The organism is Cupriavidus consociatus, assembly GCF_017814975.1.
GTDB classification, from domain to species: domain Bacteria; phylum Pseudomonadota; class Gammaproteobacteria; order Burkholderiales; family Burkholderiaceae; genus Cupriavidus; species Cupriavidus consociatus.
The window spans coordinates 95,813-117,097 of record NZ_JAGIQA010000019.1 but is presented as its reverse complement, the minus strand read 5'-3'; the positions used below and the strand labels follow the sequence as shown (position 1 = coordinate 117,097).

The 21,285-nt window shown below is 67.7% G+C and carries 17 protein-coding genes and 2 riboswitches; of the genes, 7 read left to right on the top strand and 10 right to left on the bottom strand.

Annotated features, from left to right (window positions below):
* Positions 1-47: 47 nt before the first annotated feature.
* The 4 genes from J8I82_RS24390 (at position 48) to J8I82_RS24375 (ending at position 5,818) form a co-directional block, all read left to right on the top strand.
* Positions 48-1,199 carry a branched-chain amino acid ABC transporter substrate-binding protein gene (locus J8I82_RS24390; protein ID WP_209761424.1) on the top strand — a complete coding sequence of 384 codons (1,152 nt, stop codon included), beginning with the start codon at positions 48-50 and terminating at the stop codon, positions 1,197-1,199.
* 162 nt (positions 1,200-1,361) lie between these two features.
* Positions 1,362-3,320: a tetratricopeptide repeat protein gene (locus J8I82_RS24385; RefSeq protein ID WP_209761423.1), complete on the top strand. Its 1,959-nt coding sequence runs from the start codon at positions 1,362-1,364 to the stop codon at positions 3,318-3,320.
* A gap of 159 nt (positions 3,321-3,479) precedes the next feature.
* Positions 3,480-4,703: a cation:proton antiporter gene (locus J8I82_RS24380; protein WP_209761422.1), complete on the top strand. Its 1,224-nt coding sequence runs from the start codon at positions 3,480-3,482 to the stop codon at positions 4,701-4,703.
* Positions 4,703-5,818, top strand: coding sequence for a YbdK family carboxylate-amine ligase (locus J8I82_RS24375; RefSeq protein ID WP_209761421.1), 1,116 nt, complete (start codon positions 4,703-4,705; stop codon positions 5,816-5,818). The genes J8I82_RS24380 and J8I82_RS24375 overlap by 1 nt, the downstream gene beginning before the upstream one ends.
* Positions 5,819-5,840: 22 nt before the next feature.
* Here J8I82_RS24375 and J8I82_RS24370 read toward each other — a convergent pair whose 3' ends face one another.
* From J8I82_RS24370 to J8I82_RS24335, 8 genes are all read right to left on the bottom strand, one after another.
* Positions 5,841-6,674 (bottom strand): alpha/beta hydrolase, encoded by an 834-nt coding sequence (locus J8I82_RS24370; protein ID WP_209761420.1) that lies wholly within the window; start codon positions 6,672-6,674, stop codon positions 5,841-5,843.
* Positions 6,675-6,684: 10 nt separating this feature from the next.
* Positions 6,685-7,158 carry an OsmC family protein gene (locus tag J8I82_RS24365; RefSeq protein ID WP_209761419.1) on the bottom strand — a complete coding sequence of 158 codons (474 nt, stop codon included), beginning with the start codon at positions 7,156-7,158 and terminating at the stop codon, positions 6,685-6,687.
* Positions 7,159-7,184: 26 nt separating this feature from the next.
* Entirely contained in the window at positions 7,185-7,922 is a 738-nt protein-coding gene (locus tag J8I82_RS24360) for an MBL fold metallo-hydrolase (RefSeq protein ID WP_209761418.1), read from the bottom strand.
* A gap of 120 nt (positions 7,923-8,042) precedes the next feature.
* A complete protein-coding gene (locus tag J8I82_RS24355) occupies positions 8,043-9,419 on the bottom strand; it encodes an L-serine ammonia-lyase (RefSeq protein WP_209761417.1) in 1,377 nt (458 codons plus the stop codon).
* A 150-nt stretch (positions 9,420-9,569) separates the two neighbouring features.
* Positions 9,570-12,500 (bottom strand): aminomethyl-transferring glycine dehydrogenase, encoded by a 2,931-nt coding sequence (gene gcvP / locus J8I82_RS24350; RefSeq protein WP_209761416.1) that lies wholly within the window; start codon positions 12,498-12,500, stop codon positions 9,570-9,572.
* A 99-nt stretch (positions 12,501-12,599) separates the two neighbouring features.
* A complete protein-coding gene (gcvH, locus tag J8I82_RS24345; RefSeq protein ID WP_133097832.1) occupies positions 12,600-12,980 on the bottom strand; it encodes a glycine cleavage system protein GcvH in 381 nt (126 codons plus the stop codon).
* Between the two features lie 99 nt (positions 12,981-13,079).
* Positions 13,080-14,207: a glycine cleavage system aminomethyltransferase GcvT gene (gene gcvT, locus J8I82_RS24340; protein ID WP_209761415.1), complete on the bottom strand. Its 1,128-nt coding sequence runs from the start codon at positions 14,205-14,207 to the stop codon at positions 13,080-13,082.
* A gap of 94 nt (positions 14,208-14,301) precedes the next feature.
* Positions 14,302-14,426: riboswitch (glycine riboswitch) on the bottom strand.
* 21 nt (positions 14,427-14,447) lie between these two features.
* Positions 14,448-14,534, bottom strand: a riboswitch (glycine riboswitch).
* Between the two features lie 104 nt (positions 14,535-14,638).
* Positions 14,639-14,866, bottom strand: coding sequence for a YMGG-like glycine zipper-containing protein (locus J8I82_RS24335; RefSeq protein ID WP_209761414.1), 228 nt, complete (start codon positions 14,864-14,866; stop codon positions 14,639-14,641).
* A gap of 280 nt (positions 14,867-15,146) precedes the next feature.
* On the opposite strand from J8I82_RS24335, the gene J8I82_RS24330 reads away from it, so the two are divergent.
* Positions 15,147-17,243, top strand: coding sequence for a UvrD-helicase domain-containing protein (locus J8I82_RS24330; protein ID WP_209761413.1), 2,097 nt, complete (start codon positions 15,147-15,149; stop codon positions 17,241-17,243).
* A gap of 222 nt (positions 17,244-17,465) precedes the next feature.
* Here J8I82_RS24330 and J8I82_RS24325 read toward each other — a convergent pair whose 3' ends face one another.
* The gene (locus J8I82_RS24325) at positions 17,466-17,954 is read right to left on the bottom strand and encodes a hypothetical protein (RefSeq protein WP_209761412.1); all 489 of its coding nucleotides are present in this window, start codon (positions 17,952-17,954) and stop codon (positions 17,466-17,468) included.
* A gap of 258 nt (positions 17,955-18,212) precedes the next feature.
* Here J8I82_RS24325 and J8I82_RS24320 point away from each other — a divergent pair, with 258 nt between their 5' ends.
* Complete coding sequence (locus J8I82_RS24320; RefSeq protein ID WP_209761411.1) at positions 18,213-18,968, top strand: response regulator; 756 nt, start codon at positions 18,213-18,215, stop codon at positions 18,966-18,968.
* A 5-nt stretch (positions 18,969-18,973) separates the two neighbouring features.
* Positions 18,974-20,107, top strand: a complete 1,134-nt coding sequence (locus J8I82_RS24315) for a sensor histidine kinase (protein WP_245180058.1) — start codon at positions 18,974-18,976, stop codon at positions 20,105-20,107.
* Here J8I82_RS24315 and J8I82_RS24310 read toward each other — a convergent pair.
* Positions 20,093-21,166: an ABC transporter substrate-binding protein gene (locus J8I82_RS24310; RefSeq protein WP_245180043.1), complete on the bottom strand. Its 1,074-nt coding sequence runs from the start codon at positions 21,164-21,166 to the stop codon at positions 20,093-20,095. The genes J8I82_RS24315 and J8I82_RS24310 overlap by 15 nt on opposite strands.
* Between the last annotated feature and the right edge of the window lie 119 nt (positions 21,167-21,285).

Genomic DNA, 21,285 nt, shown 5'->3' with positions numbered 1-21,285 from the left:
CACCCCCGCGGCACAGCGTGGCACCAATTGGGACCCAAGGAGATCTGATGAGCTCGACATTCCACAAGACGGCACTGACCGTTGCCCTGACCCTGGCCGGCCTGACCGCCGCCTCCGCCGCCTTCGCGCAGGCACAGGAAATCAAGCTGGGCTATGCCGGCCCGATGACCGGCGGCCAGGCCCAGTACGGCAAGGACATGCAGAACGGCATCGTCCTCGCGATCGAGGACATGAACGCCACCAAGCCCAAGATCGGCGGCAAGGAAGTCAAGTTCGTGCTGGTCTCCGAAGACGACCAGGCCGACCCCAAGACCGGTTCGGTGGTCGCGCAGAAGCTGGTCGACGGCGGTATCCAGGGCATGCTCGGCCACTTCAACTCGGGCACCACCATTCCGGCGTCGATGGTCTACAACCGTGCCGGCATTCCGCAGATCGCCATGGCGACCGCGCCCGAATACACCAAGCAGGGTTTCAAGACCACCTTCCGCATGATGACCTCCGACACCCAGCAGGGTTCGGTGATCGGCGCCTTTGTGGTGAAGAAGCTGGGCGCGAAGAACATCGCCATCGTCGATGACCGCACCGCGTACGGCCAGGGCCTGGCCGACGAGTTCGAGAAGGCCGCCAAGGCCGCCGGCGGCAAGATCGTTCGCCGCGAGTTCACCAACGACAAGGCGGTGGACTTCAAGGCCGTGCTGACCAACATCAAGCGCAGCAACCCGGACATCATCTTCTACGGCGGCGCCGAAACCCAGTCCGCGCCGATGGCCAAGCAGGTCAAGGAACTGGGCATCAAGGCTCCGCTGGTGTCGGGCGAAATGTCCAAGACCGACAACTTCCTGAAGCTGGCCGGCCCTGCCGCCGAAGGCACCGTGGTGTCGCTGGCAGGCCTGCCGCTGGAGCAGATGCCGGGCGGCGCCGCCTATGAGAAGAAGTACGAGAAGCGCTTCGGCTCCAAGGTGCAGACCTACTCGCCGTATTCGTATGACGGCGCCACCGCGATGATGACCGCGATGGTCAAGGCCGGTTCGGCCGATCCGGCGCGCTACCTGCCGGTGCTGGCCGCGACCAGCATGCAGGGCGTGACCACCAGGACGCTGGCCTATGACGCCCGCGGCGACCTGAAGGACGGCGGCATCACCGTCTACAAGGTGGTGGGCGGCAAGTGGACCGTGCTGGAAACGGTTGGCGGCAAGTAAGCCATCCATGCCCGCCAGGCAGGACGCCACCCTCGGGTGGCGTTTTGTTTTTGGTGCGCAGGCTAAAAAAAGCGGCCACTGTGCCGATGGTTGTCCGGATGCGGATCGCCCTCATGGCGCATAATCCCGCACTCGCTTACCAAAATGCAGAAGGAGCAGTACGTGTCCGTGCCGGAAGTCAGCTACGACCACGCCATCGAGCTTGCCAACCTGGGCCGCTTTGCCGAAGCCCTGCAGATCGCCGACCAGCTCGCGCAGGCCCGGCCCGAGGTGGTCGATTTCGTCACGCTGCGCGCGCGGCTGCACTTCGACAACGGCGATGCCGCCGCGGCATTCGCCGTGCTGGACGAGGCACTTGGGCGCGTGGACAGCCTGCCTCTGCAGCCGCCGCACCGCTGGGCCTCGCGCGGCGTGATCGCGCACCGCTACGGCGCCATGCTGATGAGCGTGGGCCGCGACGCCGAGGCGCGCCCGTGGCTGCACGAGGCCGCGCAGCGCAGCGGCTTGCTGTCGGGCGAATGGCCGGCGCATTTCCACGCCGGCCTGGCCGCGCTGCGCATGAACGATATGGCTGGCGCGGCACGCTACTGGCACGATCTGATGTTCCGCAATCCCGACCTGGGCGCGGAAGACATCGCGCCGCTGGCGCAGGACTACATTGCCCGTGCCAAGGCCGCCGGCGTGCCGGTGGAGCCGCTGATGCGCGTCTGCCTGGGCCGCGTGGCGCTGGACAACCCGCAGCTGCTGCAGCTCGACGCTGACGCCGGCGACGCGCTCGCCGCCGACCAGGCCGCCCGGGTGCTGGCCGAGCATCCTGACCATCCCGAGGCGCGCCGGCTGCGCGCGCCGCTGCGCTGGGGCGTTGGCGACACGCAGGGCGCGCTCGACGATCTGGCCGTCTACCTGCGCCAGGTGCCTGACCCGCAGGCCCAGGTACGCGAACTGGCCTGGCGCCATCAACTGGCCAAGGCCGGCGCGCAGGATGCCGAACGGGAGCCCTGGCTGCGCTTTGCCATCACCGACAAGTCCGATGACGGCGCCGCCTACTACCGCGCCGCCATGGCGCTGGGCGAGTTCATCGACGAAGTTCCAGCTGCCGAGGCAGCGCTGCGCCCCGCGCTGGTGGCCGCGTGCCGCCGCGGCGTGACGTGCTACGACCAGTATTTCGCCACCGGCCAGGGCGATGCCGCGGGGCACGGCGGCAATGCCGATCCGCACGTGTATTCCTTGTTGTGCCGCCTGCTGGCGCGCAGCCTGCCCGCCGATGCCGCTCACCTGGAAGAGCGCATCGCGCTGCATCGCCAGGGGATGGCCGCCAGCGAGTTCATCGACCACTGGATCGACCTGCTCGACTGCCATGCCGGCGCGGGCCAGCACAGCAAGGTGGTCGAGCTGGCCGGCGAAGTGCTCAACCGCTACCCGCTCGAGCGCAACCCGGCCGATGTCACCTGGGCCTTCAGCCGCCTGATCGCGGCCTGGAAGGCCATGGGTGGCGCCGAACCGACCGAGGCCGCGCGCGCCGCGATGGCGCATATGGACGCGCGCCTGGATGCGCTGCCGGTAGAGGCCCGCAGCGAAGCCGCGCACCCCATGGCGCATGCGCGCGCACACTTCGCCGTGCTGCTGCAGGCGCAGATGGCCCGCATGGACGAACATGACCGTGCCGACGCGCTGGCCGAGATCGAGGCCCAGCAGCGCCGCGCGCTTCTGGTCGAGGACGCCTGGCTGTACAACCGCTTCGGGCTGCTTTGGCGCGAGCTGGGCGATCCGGAGCGCGCGCTGCCGATGTTCGAGCAGGCGGTCGCGCTGACCGAGGGCGATCCCGACGACCAGGCCGGTCCGCGCCTCCAGCGCGGCCTGGTCCACAACGCCGCGCGGCGCCATGAGGCGGCCATGGCGGACTTCGCCGCCGCCTTTGCCGTGCGCGACGACTGGGATGCCGAGGTATGCCTGCGCGTGGTCGAGTCGGCACTCGGCGTGCAGCAGCGCGAGACCGCGCTGGCTTACTTCGACAAGGCGCGGACACGCGGCGCCGCGCAGGGCGCCACGCGCACTTTGTATGCGCAGATGGAGACGGCGCTGAAGTCCACGCGCCCGCGCTGGAAAGTCTGGGGCGTCTGAAGCGCCGCACGGCGATCGGGGCGCGCTGAGTTCCCCACAAAATGTAAAAAACGCCATCTCGAAGATGGCGTTTTTTACGAGAAGTTGACAGAAGTTCGTGATGCGTTTGGTGCGGTGTCGGACAATCACTGACATGGATTGTGATGTGCTTACATTACCATGTCGACCATGAACGGACTGAGCCAACTATTTCCTACACTCCCCCTCGCCCCAGGCGGCTTGTTCTGGGTCGGACTCGCGCTGGTGGGCGCGGGCCTGGCGGGGGAAGTCAGCCGCCGCTGGCTGCGCTGCCCGCGCATCGTGGGCTATGCCGTGGCGGGCCTCTTCGCCGGCATGCTGGGGCGCGGCATCGTCGACGAGAACATGGTCAACCAGACCCGTATCCTGATCGATATGGCGCTGGCCCTGGCCCTGTTCGAACTCGGGCACCGGCTGTCGCTGACCTGGCTGCGCGCCAATCGCTGGCTGCTGCTGACCAGCGCCTTCGAGAGCCTGCTGACCTGGGGCCTGGTCGCGGCGGTGCTGCAATGGATAGGCGCCTCGCCCGGCGTGGCGATCCTGGCCGGCGGCATTGCCGTCAGCACCTCGCCCACCATCGTGCTGCAGCTCAAGAACGAACTGCGCGCCGAGGGCCAGGTCACGGAGCGGCTGATGGCAATGGCGGCGCTGAACAGCATCTACGCCGCCGCGATCGTACAGGTGACCACCGGGTGGCTGCATTCCGAATACGGCAACCTGGGCGCCGCGCTGCTGCATCCCCTCTACCTCCTGCTGGGCTCGTGCCTGCTGGCATGGGTGGTGGGCAAGGTGGGCCACGTGATCTATGAGCGCATGTCGGCTGATGACCACTACAGCTTCCTGGTGCTGGTGGGCCTGGTCCTGTTCACGCTGGCGCTGACCCGGGTACTAAAATTGTCGATGCCGCTGACGCTGCTGCTGGCCGGCGTGGTGTTCAAGCATCAGGACAGCCAGCCGCATGTGTGGCCGCCGCACTTTGGCAGTGCCGGCAGCCTGCTGATCATTGTGATGGTGGTGTCACTGGGCTTGCCGCTGACCGCGCATGACTGGGCCGTGGGCGGCGTCTATGCCGTCGTGCTGGTGCTGCTGCGCCACCTCGCCAAGTTCGCCGGGGTGGTGTCGCTGGGATCGTTCTCGGGCCTGAGCATGCGCCAGTGCATGGCACTGGGGCTGGCGCTGGCGCCGATGTCGGGGCTGGCCTACCTGCTGATGAGCGACGTGGCGCGCATCTACCCCGGTACCGGACAGCCACTGGCCGCCATCATCCTGTGCGCGCTGGCGATCGAACAACTGCTGGGTCCGGTGTTGGCAGCGTGGGCGCTGCGCTTCGCCGGCGAATCCCGGGCCAATGGAGGAGGGCGCTGATGTCGCTCGAATCGTTCAAGCAATCCGAGGCGCTGACCTTCGGCGTGGAGCTGGAGCTGCAGCTGGTCAACCGCCACGACTATGACCTGGCGCCGTTCGCGCCCGACCTGCTGCGCGCGCTCAAGGGCGCCGAGCATGCCGGCGACATCAAGCCGGAGATCAGCCCGTCGATGATCGAGATCAGCACGGGCATCTGCCACAGCTACCAGCAGGCGCTGGACGAGCTGACCACCATGCGCGACCTGATGGTGGCGGCGTCGCACTCGCTCAACCTCGGCATTTCCGGCGGCGGCACCCACCCGTTCATGCAGTGGTCCGACCGCACCATTTCGGACTCGCCGCGCTACCAGTACATCTCCGAGCTGTACGGCTACCTGGCCAAGCAGTTCACCGTGTTCGGCCAGCACGTGCATATCGGCTGCCCGACAGCGGACGAGTCGCTGTTCCTGTTGCACGCCATCGGCCGCTACGTGCCGCACTTCGTTGCGCTGGCGGCGTCGTCACCGTATGTGCAGGGTGTCGATACCGGCTTTGCCTCGGCGCGCCTGAATTCGGTCGCTGCATTCCCGATGAGCGGGCGCGCGCCCTTCCTGCTGACGTGGGACGCCTTCACGGCGTACTTCGAGAAGATGCGCAATACCGGCGTGATCGAGAGCATGAAGGACTTCTACTGGGATATCCGGCCGAAGCCGGAATTCGGCACCATCGAGGTCCGCGTGATGGACACGCCGCTGACGGTGCAGCGCGCTTGCGATATCGCCGCCTATATCCAGATGCTGGCGCGCTACTTGCTCCTGTCGCGCCCGTTCATGCCGCAGGAAGACGATTACCTGGTGTACACCTTCAACCGCTTCCAGGCGTGCCGCTTCGGCCTGGATGGCGAGTACGTGCATCCCAACGAGCTGACCCGGATGCCGATCGCCGACCATATCCTGTCGATCTGCGATGCGCTGGTGCCGCATGCCGAGGCGCTCGGTTCGCTACCGGCGCTGGCCAATATCCGTGCGCTCGCCGAACGTCGCGACGGCGATGCCGAATGGCTGCGCCAGACCGATGCCGACGCGCGCAGCCAGCGCGAGACGGTGCGCAAGGCGTGCGAGCGCTGGGCCGCGTAACATGAGGCCGAGCACGCGCAAATCAGCGGGACGCCGGCGGCGACAGCAGGAACGCGAGCGCGTTGCGCCACCATGCCTCGTCGACGTAGCCGGTCCAGTCATTGTGCCCCGCGTGGTCGATCACCGCCAGGCGGCGCGGTTCGTCCAGCGCTTCATAGAGCGCCTTGCCTAGCCGGGGCGGAACGATGCTGTCGCGTTCGGCCACAACCACCATGACCGGGCGGCCAAAAGTGGCCAGGTGGGTCACGCTGTCGTAACGGTCGCGCAGCAGCCATCCGGTCGGCAGCCATGAATAGTGGTGTGCGGCGACGTGGGCGAGCTTGTCCCACGGCGTAATCAGCAGCACGGCATCGACGTGCTCGCGCTGGCGCGCGGCGGCGGCCGCCGCAACACCGGCGCCGAGCGATTCGCCGACCAGCAGCAGCGGGCCGTCGAATTGGCGCCGGGCCAGATCAATCGCCTGTCCGGCATCGTCGACGAAGCTGCGCTCGCCAAGCGTGCCGCCGCGCGGGCCATAGCCCGGGTATTCGGCCAGGATCACGCGGATGCCCAGGCGCGTCAGCACGCTGGCGTAGTAGCCGCGATGGCCGGCGTGTCCGGCATTGCCGTGGAAGACGATGGCGGTAGCGCGGACGGGGCCGTGCGGCTCGGCCAGCAGGCCGCGAAAATCATCCGGGCCCGGCCATGCGCGCAATCCGGGCGCGACCATGTCGTCGACCGAGGCCTTGTCGGGAAAGTAGAGGAAGCGATCCTGCAGCATCAGGACGGACCCAAGCAGGACCACGCCAGCCAGCAGCCAGCGCAGCAGGCGCCGCGCCGACGCGGGCCGTGCCGCGGGCAGCGCAGGTACCGGCATGGGGGGGCGGCTAGGCGCCGGCGACCAGCGGTTCGCACCGCACCTCGGTCCGGACCGAGTTGGCGATAAAGCAGGCATCGTGCGCGGCATGGTGCAGGCGCTCCAGCTCGTCGCGGGTGGGCTCGCGCCCGGCGGAGAAAGTGACCTGGGGACGCAAGGTCACCACCGTCATCGCCGTCTGGCCCTCACGGTTCTTTTCCATCACGCCGGTGGCGGCATCGACATAGCGGTCGACCACAAAGCGCTGTTTCGCCGCCAGCGACAAGAACCACAGCATGTGGCAGCTCGACAGCGAGGCGATGAACATCTCTTCCGGATCGATCGCGCTGGCGTCCGACATCGGCAGTGGCACCACATGGGGCGACGACGAGCCCTGGACTTCGGCGCCGCCGTCGAAGCGCAGCAGGTGCCTGCGGCTGTAGCGGTTGCCGGTGAAATCCTGCCCGTCGCGCTGCCACAGGACTTCGGCGGTATATACGGACATGCGGTGACTCCTAAGATTGGAATGCTTCAGGCGCCGTGCGGCACGCTCTCGCCGTCGCGCAGGCCCAGGCGCTGGTTGGCCGGCACCGCAATATCGATCAGCCTGGGCCGGGGCAGGTTCAGGTTGCGCATCATGTCGATGAACTCCTCGCGCGTGCGGCCGGATACGCGGCTGTTGTGCGCGCGCTCATGGCCGATGGTCGACGAGGTCTGGCCCCTGTAGTCGTGCGCGGGGTAGACCCGGGTATCGTCGGGCAGCGCAAAGAGCTTGCGGGTCAGGCTGTCGTAAAGCGTGCCGGCGTCGCCCGACTGGAAATCGGTGCGGCCGCAGCCGTCGATCAGCAGCGCATCGCCGGTAAAGACGCGACGCACGATGCCGTCAGCCGTGGGCTCTTCCCACAGGTAGCTCATGCTGCCGGCGGTATGGCCGGGCGTATGGATGGCGCGCAGCACCTGCTTGCCGAATGCGACAGTGTCGCCGTCGATCAGCTGCTTCTGTGCCGGCTTGATATCGCAGCCCGATGGCGCCGCGGTGTGCGCGCCGGTCTGCATGGCGAGATGGCCGGCGGAGGTGATGTGGTCGGCGTGGGCGTGTGTCTCGATGACCCAGGCCAGGTGTGCGCCGGTATCCTCGACCAGCGCCAGGTCGCGTTCGAGCTGGTGGTCGACCGGGTCGATCAGCAGCGCGTCCTTCGTTTCCGCATCGATCAGCAGATAAGTGAAGGTCGACGAGGAATCGTCAAAGAGCTGGTGGAAGGTCTGCATGGCGGGCCCTCTTGTTCTGCAGTCGGGGAACGCCGCCATGATACGCCGCAATGGAGGCCCATTGGGTGCGTTGGGTCCGCAATCGGTGCCCTCCGGCACCTCTCGCTTGTTTATGGGAGCTCAGCACTCCACGATATTCACCGCCAGTCCGCCGCGCGCCGTTTCCTTGTACTTCGTCTTCATGTCGGCGCCGGTCTCGCGCATGGTCTTGATCACCGAATCGAGCGATACATAATGCGTGCCGTCGCCGCGCAGCGCCATGCGTGCCGCGTTGACCGCCTTGACCGACGCCATCGCATTGCGCTCGATGCACGGAATCTGCACCAGCCCGCCGACCGGGTCGCAGGTCAGGCCGAGGTTGTGCTCCATGCCGATCTCGGCCGCGTTCTCCACCTGCGCCGGGCTGCCGCCGAGTACCGCGGCAAGCGCGCCGGCCGCCATCGAGCAGGCCACGCCGACTTCGCCCTGGCAGCCGACTTCGGCCCCGGAGATCGACGCGTTGAGCTTGTACAGCAGCCCGATCGCGCCCGCGGTCAGCAGGAAGTCGACCACGCCCTGCTTGTTCGCGCCAGGCACGAAGCGGTCGTAGTAATGCAGCACGGCGGGGATGATGCCGGCGGCGCCATTGGTCGGCGCTGTCACCACGCGCCCGCCCGCCGCGTTTTCTTCATTGACGGCGATGGCGTACAGGTTGACCCAGTCCATCACCGACAGCGGATCCGACAAGGCGCGCTCGGCGCGCTCGGTCAGGCTGCGGTACAGCTCGGGCGCGCGCCGCTTCACCTTGAACGGCCCCGGCAGTTCGCCATCGGTGCGGCAGCCGCGCGCGACGCAGGCCTGCATCACGTTCCAGATATGCAGCAGGCCGTCGTTGACTTCCTGCTCGCTGCGCCAGGTCAGTTCGTTTTCCAGCATCAGCCGCGCAATGCTCTTGCCGCTGGCCTGTGCCATCTGCAGCATGTCCTTGCCGCTGCGGAACGGGTGCGGCAGCTGCTGCGCGGCGTTGAGCACCTGGGTGTTGGGCGCGCCCGCCGTGACCACGAAGCCGCCGCCCACCGACAGGTAGCGCGCCTCGCGCAGGCTCGCGCCGCTGTTGTCGAAGGCATGGAACTTCATGCCATTGGGATGCTCGGCCAGTGCCTCGCGGCGATAGAACGCGATATGCTCCTTCTCGACGAAGGGTACGAGATGGTGTCCCAGCAGCGACAGCTCGCGGCTCTTGCGCAACGCCGCGAGCCGCTTGTCGATGGAATCGGGATCGATGGTGTCGGGCGACTCGCCCATCAGGCCGAGGATCACGCCCTTGTCGGTGCCGTGGCCCTTGCCGGTGGCGCCGAGCGAGCCGTACAGCTCGACCCGCACGCTTGCCACCTGCGGCAGCAGGCCGTCGCGCTCCAGCCCCTGCGCGAACATCAGGGCCGCGCGCATCGGGCCCACGGTATGCGAGCTCGACGGGCCGATGCCCACCTTGAACAGATCAAAGACGCTGACTGCCACGGAATGTCTCCAGCAATGGGGTGGCCCGCAGAGGCTCTTGTTAGGCGGTCGAAGTACGGCAACGGGCACGCCGCTGGCTGGCCCGTCATCCTGAGGATAGTGCGACGGCCGGGCCTCCGCGGACGCGGCGGCACCGGCCTGTGTGCATTATCAGTCGACCACGTAGTCGCTGACCGGCACGCAGCTGCAGAACAGGTTGCGGTCGCCGTACACGTTGTCGGCACGGCCGACCGGCGGCCAGTACTTCTGCGTGCGCAGCGATGCCACCGGGTAAGCGGCTTCCTCGCGCGTGTACTTGTGGGTCCACTCGTTGGCGGTCACCACCGCGGCGGTGTGCGGCGCGTGCCTGAGCGGGTTGTCCTCGCGATCGAAAGTACCGTCGGCGACGCGGCCGATTTCCTGGCGGATCGCGATCATCGCGTCGATGAAGCGGTCCAGCTCATGCAGTGCTTCGGACTCGGTCGGCTCGATCATCAGCGTGCCCGGCACCGGGAAGCTCATGGTCGGCGCGTGGAAGCCGTAGTCCATCAGGCGCTTGGCCACGTCTTCATTGCTGATGCCGGTTTCCTTCTGCAGCGGACGCACGTCCAGGATGCACTCGTGCGCGACCAGGTCGTGCTGGCCGGTGTACAGCACCGGGTAGTACGGCGCCAGGCGCTTGGCCACGTAGTTGGCGGCCAGGATGGCGTTCTCGGTGGCGGCGGTCAGGCCGGCCGAACCCATCATCGCGATATACATCCAGGAGATCGGCAGGATGCTGGCCGAGCCGAACGGTGCCGCCGACACGCCGCCGATGCCGCGGTCGTCGCGGCGATAGCCGACGCTGTCCTGGTTGGGCAGGAAGTCCGCCAGGTGCGCGCCGACCGCAACCGGGCCGACGCCCGGGCCGCCGCCGCCGTGCGGGATGCAGAAGGTCTTGTGCAGATTCAGGTGCGACACGTCGCCGCCGAACTGCCCCGGCGCGGCGGTGCCGACCATCGCATTCATGTTGGCGCCGTCGACATAGACCTGGCCGCCGTGCTTGTGCACGATTTCGCAGATTTGCTGCACGCCCTGCTCGAACACGCCGTGCGTGGACGGGTAGGTGATCATGATCGCAGCCAGGCTCTTGCTGTGCTGCTCGGCCTTCTTCGCCAGGTCTTCCAGGTCGACGTTGCCGTTTTCATCGCAGGCCACCACCACCACCTTCATGCCGGCCATTTGCGCCGACGCCGGGTTGGTGCCGTGTGCGGACGACGGGATCAGGCAGATGTCGCGATGGCTTTCGCCGCGGCTGGCGTGATACGCATGAATGATCAGGAGGCCGGCATACTCGCCTTGTGAGCCGGCATTGGGCTGCAGGCTGACCGCGGCGTAGCCGGTGGCGGCGCACAGCATGGCCTCGAGCTGGTCGATCATCTCGCGGTAGCCCACGGTCTGGTCCAGCGGCGCGAACGGGTGGATCTGGCTGAACTCGGGCCAGGTCACCGGGATCATCTCGCTGGTGGCGTTCAGCTTCATCGTGCACGAGCCCAGCGGGATCATGGTGCGGTCCAGCGCCAGGTCCTTGTCGGCCAGCATGCGCAGGTAGCGCAGCATCTCGTGCTCGGCGTGGTGCGTGTTGAACACCGGGTGCGTCAGGTATTCGCTGGCGCGCGCCAGTTCGGCCGGGAAGGCATCATTGGTGGCTGCTTCGAGCTTGTCGAAATCGAGGCCCGCCGGCAGCGGCTTGCCTTGCGTGAAGATTTCCCACAGCGCAACCACGTCGTCGCGGGTAGCGGTCTCGTCCAGCGAGATGCCGACGCGCGTGGCGCCGGCATGGCGCAGGTTGATACCGCGCGCGGTGGCAGCGGCGTGGATGGCTTCGGTGTTGAAGCCGGTTTCCAGCGTCAGCGTGTCGAAGAAGGTGGCGTTGGTGCGCGCGAAGCCGAGTTGCTCCAGGCCGGCGGCCAGCGTCGCGGCCAGCCGATGGACGCGCTGCGCGATGCGCTTCAGGCCCTGCGGGCCGTGGTACACGGCGTACATCGACGCCATCACGGCCAGCAGCACCTGCGCGGTACAGATGTTCGAGGTGGCCTTTTCGCGGCGGATATGCTGCTCGCGCGTCTGCAGCGCCAGGCGGTAAGCCTTGTTGCCTTGCGCATCGACAGTCACGCCCACCAGGCGGCCCGGCATCGAGCGCTTGAACGCGTCCTTCACCGCCATGTAGCCGGCGTGCGGGCCGCCAAAGCCCAGCGGCACGCCAAAACGCTGCGAGTTGCCCACGGCCACGTCGGCACCCCATTCGCCCGGTGCGGCGATCAGCGTCAGCGCCAGCAGGTCGGCGGCGGCTACCACCAGGCCGCCGGCGGCGTGCACGGCGTCGGCGATGGCGCGGTAGTCATTGACGTCGCCATTGACGCCCGGGTACTGCAGCAGAACGCCGAAGGCGCTTGCCGCAGCGGCGTCGGCGGCGGGGCCGACCTTGACTTCGATACCCAGCGGCAGCGCGCGCGTGCGTACCACTTCCAGCGTCTGCGGCAGCACGTCGTCGGCGACGAAGAAGATGTTCGAGTCGTGCTTGTTCACGCGCTGCAGCAGCGTCATCGCTTCCGCGGCGGCGGTGCCTTCGTCGAGCATCGACGCATTGGCGATATCCAGCCCGGTCAGGTCGGTGACCATCTGCTGGAAGTTCAGCATCGCTTCGAGGCGGCCTTGCGAGATTTCCGGCTGGTAGGGCGTGTAGGCGGTGTACCAGGCGGGGTTCTCGAAGATGTTGCGCAGCACGACCGCGGGCGTGACGGTGTTGTAGTAGCCCTGGCCGATAAAGCTCTTCAGCACGCGGTTCTTGCGCGCCAGGCTGCGCAGCCTGGCGAGTGCGGCTTCCTCGCTCAGCGGCTCGGTAAATTCGCCCATCGGCATGCCGTCGCGGCGGCGGATGGCGGCGGGGATGACGGCATCGATCAGCGCTGCGCGGCTGTCATAGCCGAGCACCTTCAGCATGTGCTGCTGTTCGGGGGTATCGGGGCCGATATGGCGGGCGGCGAAGGCGTCGCGCGCCTCCAGTTCGGCCAGCGTGGGCCGGTTACCTTGGGCGGCGTTCATGGGAAGCGGGGCGTTCATTGGCAAGAACCTCGTGGGGAGCGCTGCGGCAGGTGGTCAGCCGTGCCGCGGCGCTGCAAATGCTGTGTGTCGATCCCGCGTGCGGGATCGACGGGGCGATCAGGCGCCGACGCTGGCCTTGTACGCGTCGGCCGACATCAGGCCGTTGACGTCGTCGCTGTTGGCCGGCTTGAGCTTGAACAGCCAGGCGTCGAAGGCATTGGCATTGACGCTTTCCGGCTCGGCCGTGGCGGCCTCGTTCACTGCGATCACTTCGCCGGCCACCGGTGCATAGATGTCGGAAGCGGCCTTCACCGATTCCACCACTGCCAGCGCGTCGCCGGCACCGACCGACTTGCCCACTTCGGGCAGTTCCAGGAAGACGATGTCGCCCAGCGCATCTTGCGCGTGGTCGGTGATGCCAATGGTGAGCGTGCCGTCGGCTTCGACGCGCACCCACTCATGCGACTCGGTGTATTTGAGGTCGGCGGGGAAATTCATGAAGGTTCTCCGGATTCAGATCTGTTTCTTGTTGGGTGATGCCTGCCCGGCAACGCTGCCGGCAGGCGAGGGCGACCGTTGGGTAAGCGAGTGTTTCCCTCAGCTCACGAGTGCCTTGCCATTACGCACAAACGGCAGTTTAACCACAGTCGCGTTGAGTTTGCGGTCGCGGATCTCCACCTGCACGGTGTCGCCGACGTTCACGCCCTGCGGCAGGCGCGCGAACGCGATCGATTGCGACAACGATGGGCTGAAGGTGCCGCTGGTGATTTCGCCGTCACCCGCGGGGGTGATGACCTTCTGGTGGGCGCGCAGCACGCCCCCCTTGTCACGCAGGATCAGGCCGAGGAACTGCTGGCGCGAACCGGCAGCGGCCAGCGCCGCCTTGCCGGTGAAGTCGCGCTCGCTCTGCAGGTCGACGGTCCAGGCCAGGCCCGCGTCGAGCGGCGAGGTCTTGATGTCCATGTCCTGGCCGTACAGGTTCATGCCGGCTTCCAGGCGCAGCGTGTCGCGCGCGCCCAGGCCGGCCGGGCGCACGCCCGCGGCATTCAGTTTTTCCCACAGGCCGGCAACGCTGGCGGCCGGCACGACCAGCTCGAAACCGTCTTCGCCGGTGTAGCCGGTGCGCGCGACCATGACCTCGCCGAGTGCGGGATCCTGCACCACGACAGCGTTGAACGGCTTGAGCGCATCAGAAGGTTGGGTCGACGGGAAGGTGCTCCACACCCTAGCACGGGCGTTGGGCCCCTGCACCGCCACGATGGCAAGCGGCTCCGTGCCGGGGGGCGCAACATCTTCACGGCGCGGGGTGATGGTCACGCCGCTGCCGGTGGCATCGTTGCGCGCGCGGATCCAGTCGATATCGCCGACCGCGGTGCTGGCGTTGACCACCAGGCGGAAACGGTCCTCGGCAAAGAAATAGACGATCAGGTCGTCGATCACGCCGCCTTTTTCGTCGAGCATGCACGAATACAGCGCCTTGCCCGGCGTCTGCAGCTTGTCGACGTTGTTGGCCAGCAGGCCGCGCAGGAAGGTGCGGGTATTGGGGCCGCCGAGATCGACCACGCACATGTGCGACACGTCGAACATGCCGGCGTCGGTGCGCACGGCGTTGTGTTCTTCGATCTGGGAGCCGTAGTTGACCGGCATGTCCCAGCCGCCGAAATCGACCATGCGGGCGCCGAGGGCGCGGTGGATGGCGTTGAGGGGCGTGGCCTGGAGCGTCATGGAATCCTCGGGGGCAATATCGGGTTGCAAAAACAAAAAAGGGTCATCCGCCGCAGCGATCGCTACGCCAATAGGCGAGCAATCCGCTGCAGCGGATGACCCCTCTGTCCTCGATACCTGAGAGATTACGAAGCGGATCCGGTGGACCCCGTCCTCGCGCGCCCCTTCGGTGGGCACGCTCGCCACGAATGGCGGGTGCCGCTCTCCAGAGTGCGGCATGCATCGTGTGCATGTTGCATGCCGATCCGACCGGTCCGTGGTGCCTGAGAGTTTTCGGGTGATACCCCTTCGGCGGCGCAGATCTGCGCGCTCTCCCGGTCGGATGCGCGCAATGTACGGGAGGCCCCGGCCTTTGTCAAACCTGGCCGGGAAGCCGCACAGTGGACCGCGACCGCGACCGCGACCGCGACCGCGGGCTCGGGCGTTGCAATTTACTTGTGGTGGTCGTCGGTCACGACGTTACCGATCACGCCGCCGACCGCCGCGCCGCCTAGCGTGCCGAGCGCGCTACCGTGTGTGAGCGCCGCACCGCCCACCGCACCGGCGCCCGCGCCAATCGCCGTATTGCGTTGCTTGGGAGTCATGTCGGCACAACCGGCAAATGCCGCGACCGTTACACCAATCAAGGTCACCTTGGTAAGGGCTTGCAGGGTTTTCATTATCGGCTCCGATGTGATGAATTGGCGGCCCGGCCTGTCGCCTGGCCCGTACTTGTTAGAGCGGGGCGGGAGCTGTCCGCTCCGGTCTTTACTAAGTGTTACGCCAGTGACATTGGCAGTCCCGAAAATGCGGCTGGCGCTGACTGACCCCCGGGTGGCCAGCGTGTTAGCATGGTTGGTTATGCCGGACTGGCACCTATGCCTTGCCGTCCGCGCCCGCATTTCCGCCTTCCGCGGAAACAACTGTCCCCGAACGCACACCCACGGCTCACCCACGCGCATGACCCACGGCCTGAATTCCGCCCAATCCGAAGCTGTCCGCTACCTGGACGGACCCTGCCTGGTGCTGGCCGGAGCGGGTTCGGGCAAGACCCGCGTGATCACGCAGAAGATTGCGCACCTGATCGAAGACAAGGGCTTCGAGCCGCGCCATATCGCCGCCGTCACCTTCACCAACAAGGCTGCCAAGGAGATGCAGGAACGCATCGGCAAGCTGATGGAAGGCAAGACCACGCGCGAGGGCAAGCGTATTCCGCTCAAGCAGCTGACGGTCTGTACGTTCCACTCGCTGGGCGTGCAGATCCTGCGCATGGAGGCGGAGCACGTCGGCCTGAAGCCGCAGTTCTCGATCATGGATTCGGATGACTGCTTCGGCCTGATCCAGGAGCAGCTCGGCACCACCGACAAGAAGCTGATCCGCGGCGTGCAGAGCACGATCTCGCTGTGGAAAAACGGCATGGTCGATCCCGAGGCCGCGATCGCGCAGGCAGCCAATGCCGACGAGCACCAGGCCGCGCTGGTCTACCGCAACTACGTCGCCACGCTGAATGCATACCAGGCGGTGGATTTCGACGACCTGATCCGCCTGCCTGCGGAACTATTCGCGCGCAATGAAGCGGTACAGCTCAAGTGGCAGAACCGGTTGCGCTACTTCCTCGTCGACGAATACCAGGACACCAACGCCTGCCAGTACCAGCTGCTCAAGCTGCTGGCGGGCGGCTCGCACCTGCGAGCACCAGCCTTCACCGCGGTGGGCGACGATGACCAGGCCATCTACGGCTGGCGCGGCGCCACGCTCGACAACCTGCGCGGGCTGCAGACCGACTTCCCCGGCCTCAAGGTGATCAAGCTGGAGCAGAACTACCGCTCCACCGTGCGCATCCTGGAAGCGGCCAACGCGGTCATCGCCAACAATCCCAAGCTGTTCGACAAGAAGCTGTGGAGCGAGCACGGCATGGGCGATCCCATCGCCATCCATCCGATGAACGATGAGGAGCATGAGGCCGAGTCGGTGGTGTTCCGCCTGTCGGCGCACAAGTTCGAGCGCCGCGCGCAGTTCCGCGACTACGCCATCCTGTACCGCGGCAACCACCAGGCACGGCTGTTCGAGCAGATCCTGCGGCGCGAGCGCATCCCCTACGTGCTGTCGGGCGGCCAGAGCTTCTTCGACAAGGCCGAGATCAAGGACATCTGCGCCTACCTGCGCCTGATCGCCAATCCCGACGACGATCCCGCCTTCATCCGCGCGATCACCACGCCGCGCCGCGGCGTCGGCAACACCACGCTAGAAGTGCTGGGCACCTTCGCCGGGCAGGCCAAGGTGTCGCTGTTCGAAGCGGCGATGATGGGCGGCATCGAGGGCAAGCTGCAGCCGCGCCAGCTGGAGCCGCTGCGTGTGTTCTGCGAATCGATGGTGCGGCTGGCCGACCGCGCGGCCAAGGATCCGGCTACCGAAGTGCTTGACGACCTGATGGCCGGCATCCACTACGAGGCCTACCTGTACGACAGTTTCGACGAGCGCCAGGCGCAGTCGCGCTGGACCAATACGCTTGAATTCCTGGAGTGGCTCAAGCGCAAGGGCACCAAGCCGGAAGCGGCCGAGGGCGAGGAAGCCACCGGCTATGACAACGCCGACGGTTTCGGCAGCGAAGGCAAGAATTTGCTCGAGCTGACGCAGACCGTGGCGCTGATGAGCATGCTCGAGGGGCGCGAGGAAGACCCGGACGCGGTGCGGCTGTCCACGCTGCATGCGTCCAAGGGGCTGGAATATCCGCACGTATTCCTGGTCGGCGTGGAAGAGGGCATCCTGCCCCACTGCCGCGAAGACGACGACATGACCGACGAGAAGATCGAGGAAGAGCGCCGGCTGATGTACGTCGGCATCACCCGCGCGCAGCGCAGCCTGCAGATCAGCTGGTGCAAGAAGCGCAAGCGTGCGCGCGAGACCTACTCGTGCCAGCCGTCGCGCTTTATCGGCGAGATGAAGCTGGAAGAAGCGCCGGCGCCCAAGGACGAAACCCCGGCAATGAGCCCCAAGGACCGGCTCGGCGCGCTCAAGGCGCTGCTCGGCGGCCCCGGCAAGGCGGCGGCAGGCTGACGTTCGGTACAAGGCCGATACAAAACCCTACCAGGCCGACAAGACCGCGCACGCGGCGGTCCTTAGCATGACGGTTGTGCCGCCTGCGCCTTTCACCGCTGTGCGGCTGTTGCGGCGGCACGGCCTGCCCGGGTCGTGCCGCTCCAGACATCACGTCTGGTTTTTCCCTGTAATTGGCCCCCGCCGCGCCAGCGTGCGGGGGCAATTTTTTTGGCGCGGCGCTCAGCGTCCCTGCGGCGGCGGCGCCACCATCGGTCCTGGCGGCAGGCCGAGCCAGCGCGCGGCACCGGGCGCACCATGCAGGCGCTGGCGCTGGGTCGCGTCCAGGCTGTCGTCGAGCGCCAGCCACCGTTCGCGCACGGCGTGCCGGTCCTGCTCGAGCGCCTGGTGCAGGCGGTCCATGGCCTCGGCGCGCGGCCGCAGCGGGCCATCCGCCGCCATGTCGGCGGTCTCGCGCAGGAAGCGGGCGCGCAGTTCCAGCGCATGCGCTTCCGCCTCTGCCGCGGCGCCGCGCGCGGCCCGCCACAGCCTGGCCTGGGCCGCGTTAAGTCCGAGCGACTCGGCCGTTGCCGGGGCAGGGATGGGCGGCGGCATGGCGCCATGCGGCCCGGGGCCGGCTTGCAGGGCGCTGGCCGGCGTGGCCACCAGCGCGGCGCCGCACAGCGCCAGCCCGGACAGGCTGGTCCGCAGCCGTGAAAACATGATGGACATGGAGTTCTCCTGTAGTGATATCGAAGCCGGTCCATGCTAGGGAAGGCCGCGTTGCATTGCTTGAGCACTTGGTCTGCGCCCTATTGCAATGGCGTACATGGCGGCCCCTTCGGCAACACTGCGTATCAGGCCGGATACAAAGCCGGCATAGTGCCGCCACCCGCCGCTGGTAAAGTGGGGCACCGCACGCCTCCGGCATCGACACATCGTCGCCTGGGTCCGCCCCGACCGCCTCGCCAGATGCCGTTCTCTTCGCTTATGGAATTCACCCCCCCGCTTCCCATCCGCCTGCTGATCGTCGACGACGATCCGCAGATCCGCGCCATGCTGGCCGAGTACCTCTCCACTTTCGGCATGCATGCCGACGGGGTCGAGGACGGCACCGCGATGCGCCAGGCGATGGCCGCCACGGCCTATGACCTCGTCATCCTCGACCTGTCGCTGCCCGGCGAGAACGGCCTGGCGCTGTGCCGCGAACTGCGCGCGCGAACCAATGTTGCCGTCATCATGCTGACCGCGCGCGCCGAACTGGCAGACCGCGTGGTCGGGCTTGAGGTTGGCGCCGACGACTACGTCACCAAGCCGTTCGAGATGCGCGAGCTGGTGGCGCGCATCCACACCGTGCTGCGCCGCAGCCGTGTCCATGCCGGCAGCGGTGGACCGGGTGTCGATGGCCGCCGCGCCGCTTCGCCTTCGGGCCACGAACTGCGCTTTGGCCACTGGCGCCTGAACACCACGCTGCGCCAGCTGGTCGACCGCGAGGAGGTGGTGGTGCCGCTGTCCAATGCCGAATTCCGTTTGTTGCTGGCCTTTGTCGAGCAGCCCAACCGCGTGCTCGACCGCGAGCTGCTGATCAACCAGGCACGCGGGCGCGGGCTCGACGTGTTCGACCGCAGCATCGACCTGCTGGTCTCGCGGCTACGCCAGAAACTGCGCGATGACCCGCGCGATCCGGCGCTGATCCGCACCGTGCGCGGCGAAGGCTACGTCTTCACCGCGACGCTTGAAGGGTGAGCCCGATGCGCCTGGCGCGCTACGACTCGATGTTCCTGCGGCTGTTCGTGGCGATGGCCGCGATCATGCTGGTAGTCCACCTGCTCGGCATGACGGTAATCGAAAGCCTGTTCCCGCGGCCCGGCATGGAACGCGTGCTGCGTGATGGTCCCGGGGGGCCGCCGCCGCCCGAAGCCTGGCACGGCGGGCCACGGCCCGACAGCGCTCCCGGCCGGCCGGCGGAGCGGGGAGCGCCCGGAGAGCAGGGCGCTGCGACGCACCGCCCGCCACCGCGCTGGCCGTGGCCACCGCACCTTGGCATGGTGATCCAGGTGGCGGCGATGGTGGCGGCAGCATGGGTCGGCGCACGGTTGCTGGCGCGCCCGGTGCAGCAGCTCGCCAGCGGCGCCGGCCGGCTGGCGCAGGACGTGCATGCGCCGCCGCTGGACGAGACCGGCGGCCCTGCCGAAGCGCGTGCCGCCGCGCAGGCGCTGAACCTGATGCAGCAGCGCATCCGCACGCAGCTCGCCCAGCAATCGCGCTTCCTGGCCGCAGTCTCGCACGACCTGCGCACACCGCTGACGCGCATGAGCCTGCGCATCGAACGCATCGATGCCGGCGAGGTGCGCTATCGCCTGCGCCAGGATCTCGCCGAAATGAACGGCCTGATCGACGCCACGCTCTATTACCTGCGCGACCGCGACGAAGCCAGCGGCCCGCGCCAGCGCGTGGACGTGCTCGCCCTGCTGCAGGCGGTGGTCGACGACGCCGCCGACACCGGCCACGAGGTCGCCCTCAGCGGCCAGGCGCAGCCGCTGCTGGCGTGGCCGTCTGAGCTGCGGCGCGCGGTGGTCAACCTGGTCGAGAATGCGCGGCGCTACGGCGGCGCGGCCAGCATCGTGCTGACCGACAGCCCGGCGCGGGTGCTGATCGATATCTGCGACGACGGACCCGGCATTCCGGAAGATCAGCTGGCGCGCGTGATGGAGCCGTTCTACCGGCTCGAATCGTCGCGCAGCCGCGCCACCGGCGGGGTCGGCATGGGCCTGTCGATCGCCGCCGACATTGCCGCACGGCATGGCGGCGAGCTGATTTTGTCCAACCGTGCCGAAGGTGGCCTGCGCGCGCGCCTGTCGCTACCGCGGCTACCGCTCGCCTGATACCGCCAGCGTGACGTATTGCGAGCCGCGCTGGCCGTGGCTGAAGTCGAGGGTGAAGTCTCCCACGTCGACACGGCCTTGCAGCGCGCGGCGCAGTTCGGCGGCACCGCCGGCACGCACACCGGCCAGCGCCCGCGCCAGCCAAGCGGCGCCGATATAGCCGGCCAGCGTCGCCGACGACGGCGGCTCATCCAGGTATCGCTTCATGCGCGCCACGTGCTCCCTGACCACGCGCAGCGTGGCCTGCTGCGGACCTGGCGCTATCTGCGTCAGCACCATGCCGCCGGCATAGCCGGGGCCCAGGATCTCGCGCGCGGCCGTGGCACTGACCGACGACAGGCCGACCAGGAAGCCATACCAGCCCTGCGCCGCGAGCGCTCGGCCCAGTCCGGCATAGGCGAGCGTATCGCCCGCCACGATCACTGCGCCGGGGCGGGCGGCTGCAATGCGGCGTGCCGCGGCATCGGCACCCGGATCGGTTTTGGGATCGAGCGGCACCGCGCGCGTGCCGGTCTGGGCCTCCAGCCGGGCCAGCGACGGCGTAGCGAAGTCCGGCGCCACCGCCAGCGCGATCGCGCTCAGGCCATAGCTGCGCAACTGCCGCACCGCAGCGTCAAGCTCGGCCTGGTAGTCGGCGCGGGTGAACCAGATGTTGTCCCCAGCCAATGCCAGGCCGGACAGCGGCGCGACAATCTGCACGCCGCGCCGGGCCAGCTCTGTCGATGACGCCAGCGCCGGCAGGATGCGGTCGCCGGCGCCGAACAGCAGCTCGGCACGCTCGCTGTCCGCCAATGTCACCGCCTGTGCCAGCGCACGGCGCGGATCGGGGTCGGCGTCGCGCACCACGTGGGAGATCCGTACCGGGCCATTGGCGGCATTGACCGCGTCGAACAGCACCTTGGCGCCGGCCAGGTAGTCGCGCGCCAGGTCCGCCTGCGCACTGCCGCGGTCGATCAGGTGGCCCACCACCACGGTGCGACGCACCGAGGACTGGGCCAGCAGCGGTGCAGCGGGCAGCGTCAGGTACGGCAGGGAAGTCGGGGGCAGGGTGTCCGGCATCGGCATCGTGCAATAGAAAAGGCGCGCAACTCGCGCTGGCGCGCAGCGTATGCGCCACGTATGACAGCCGTGTGACGCGGGGCGCCCGCGCGTCCGTGCCGCAACGACGTTGCGCTTGA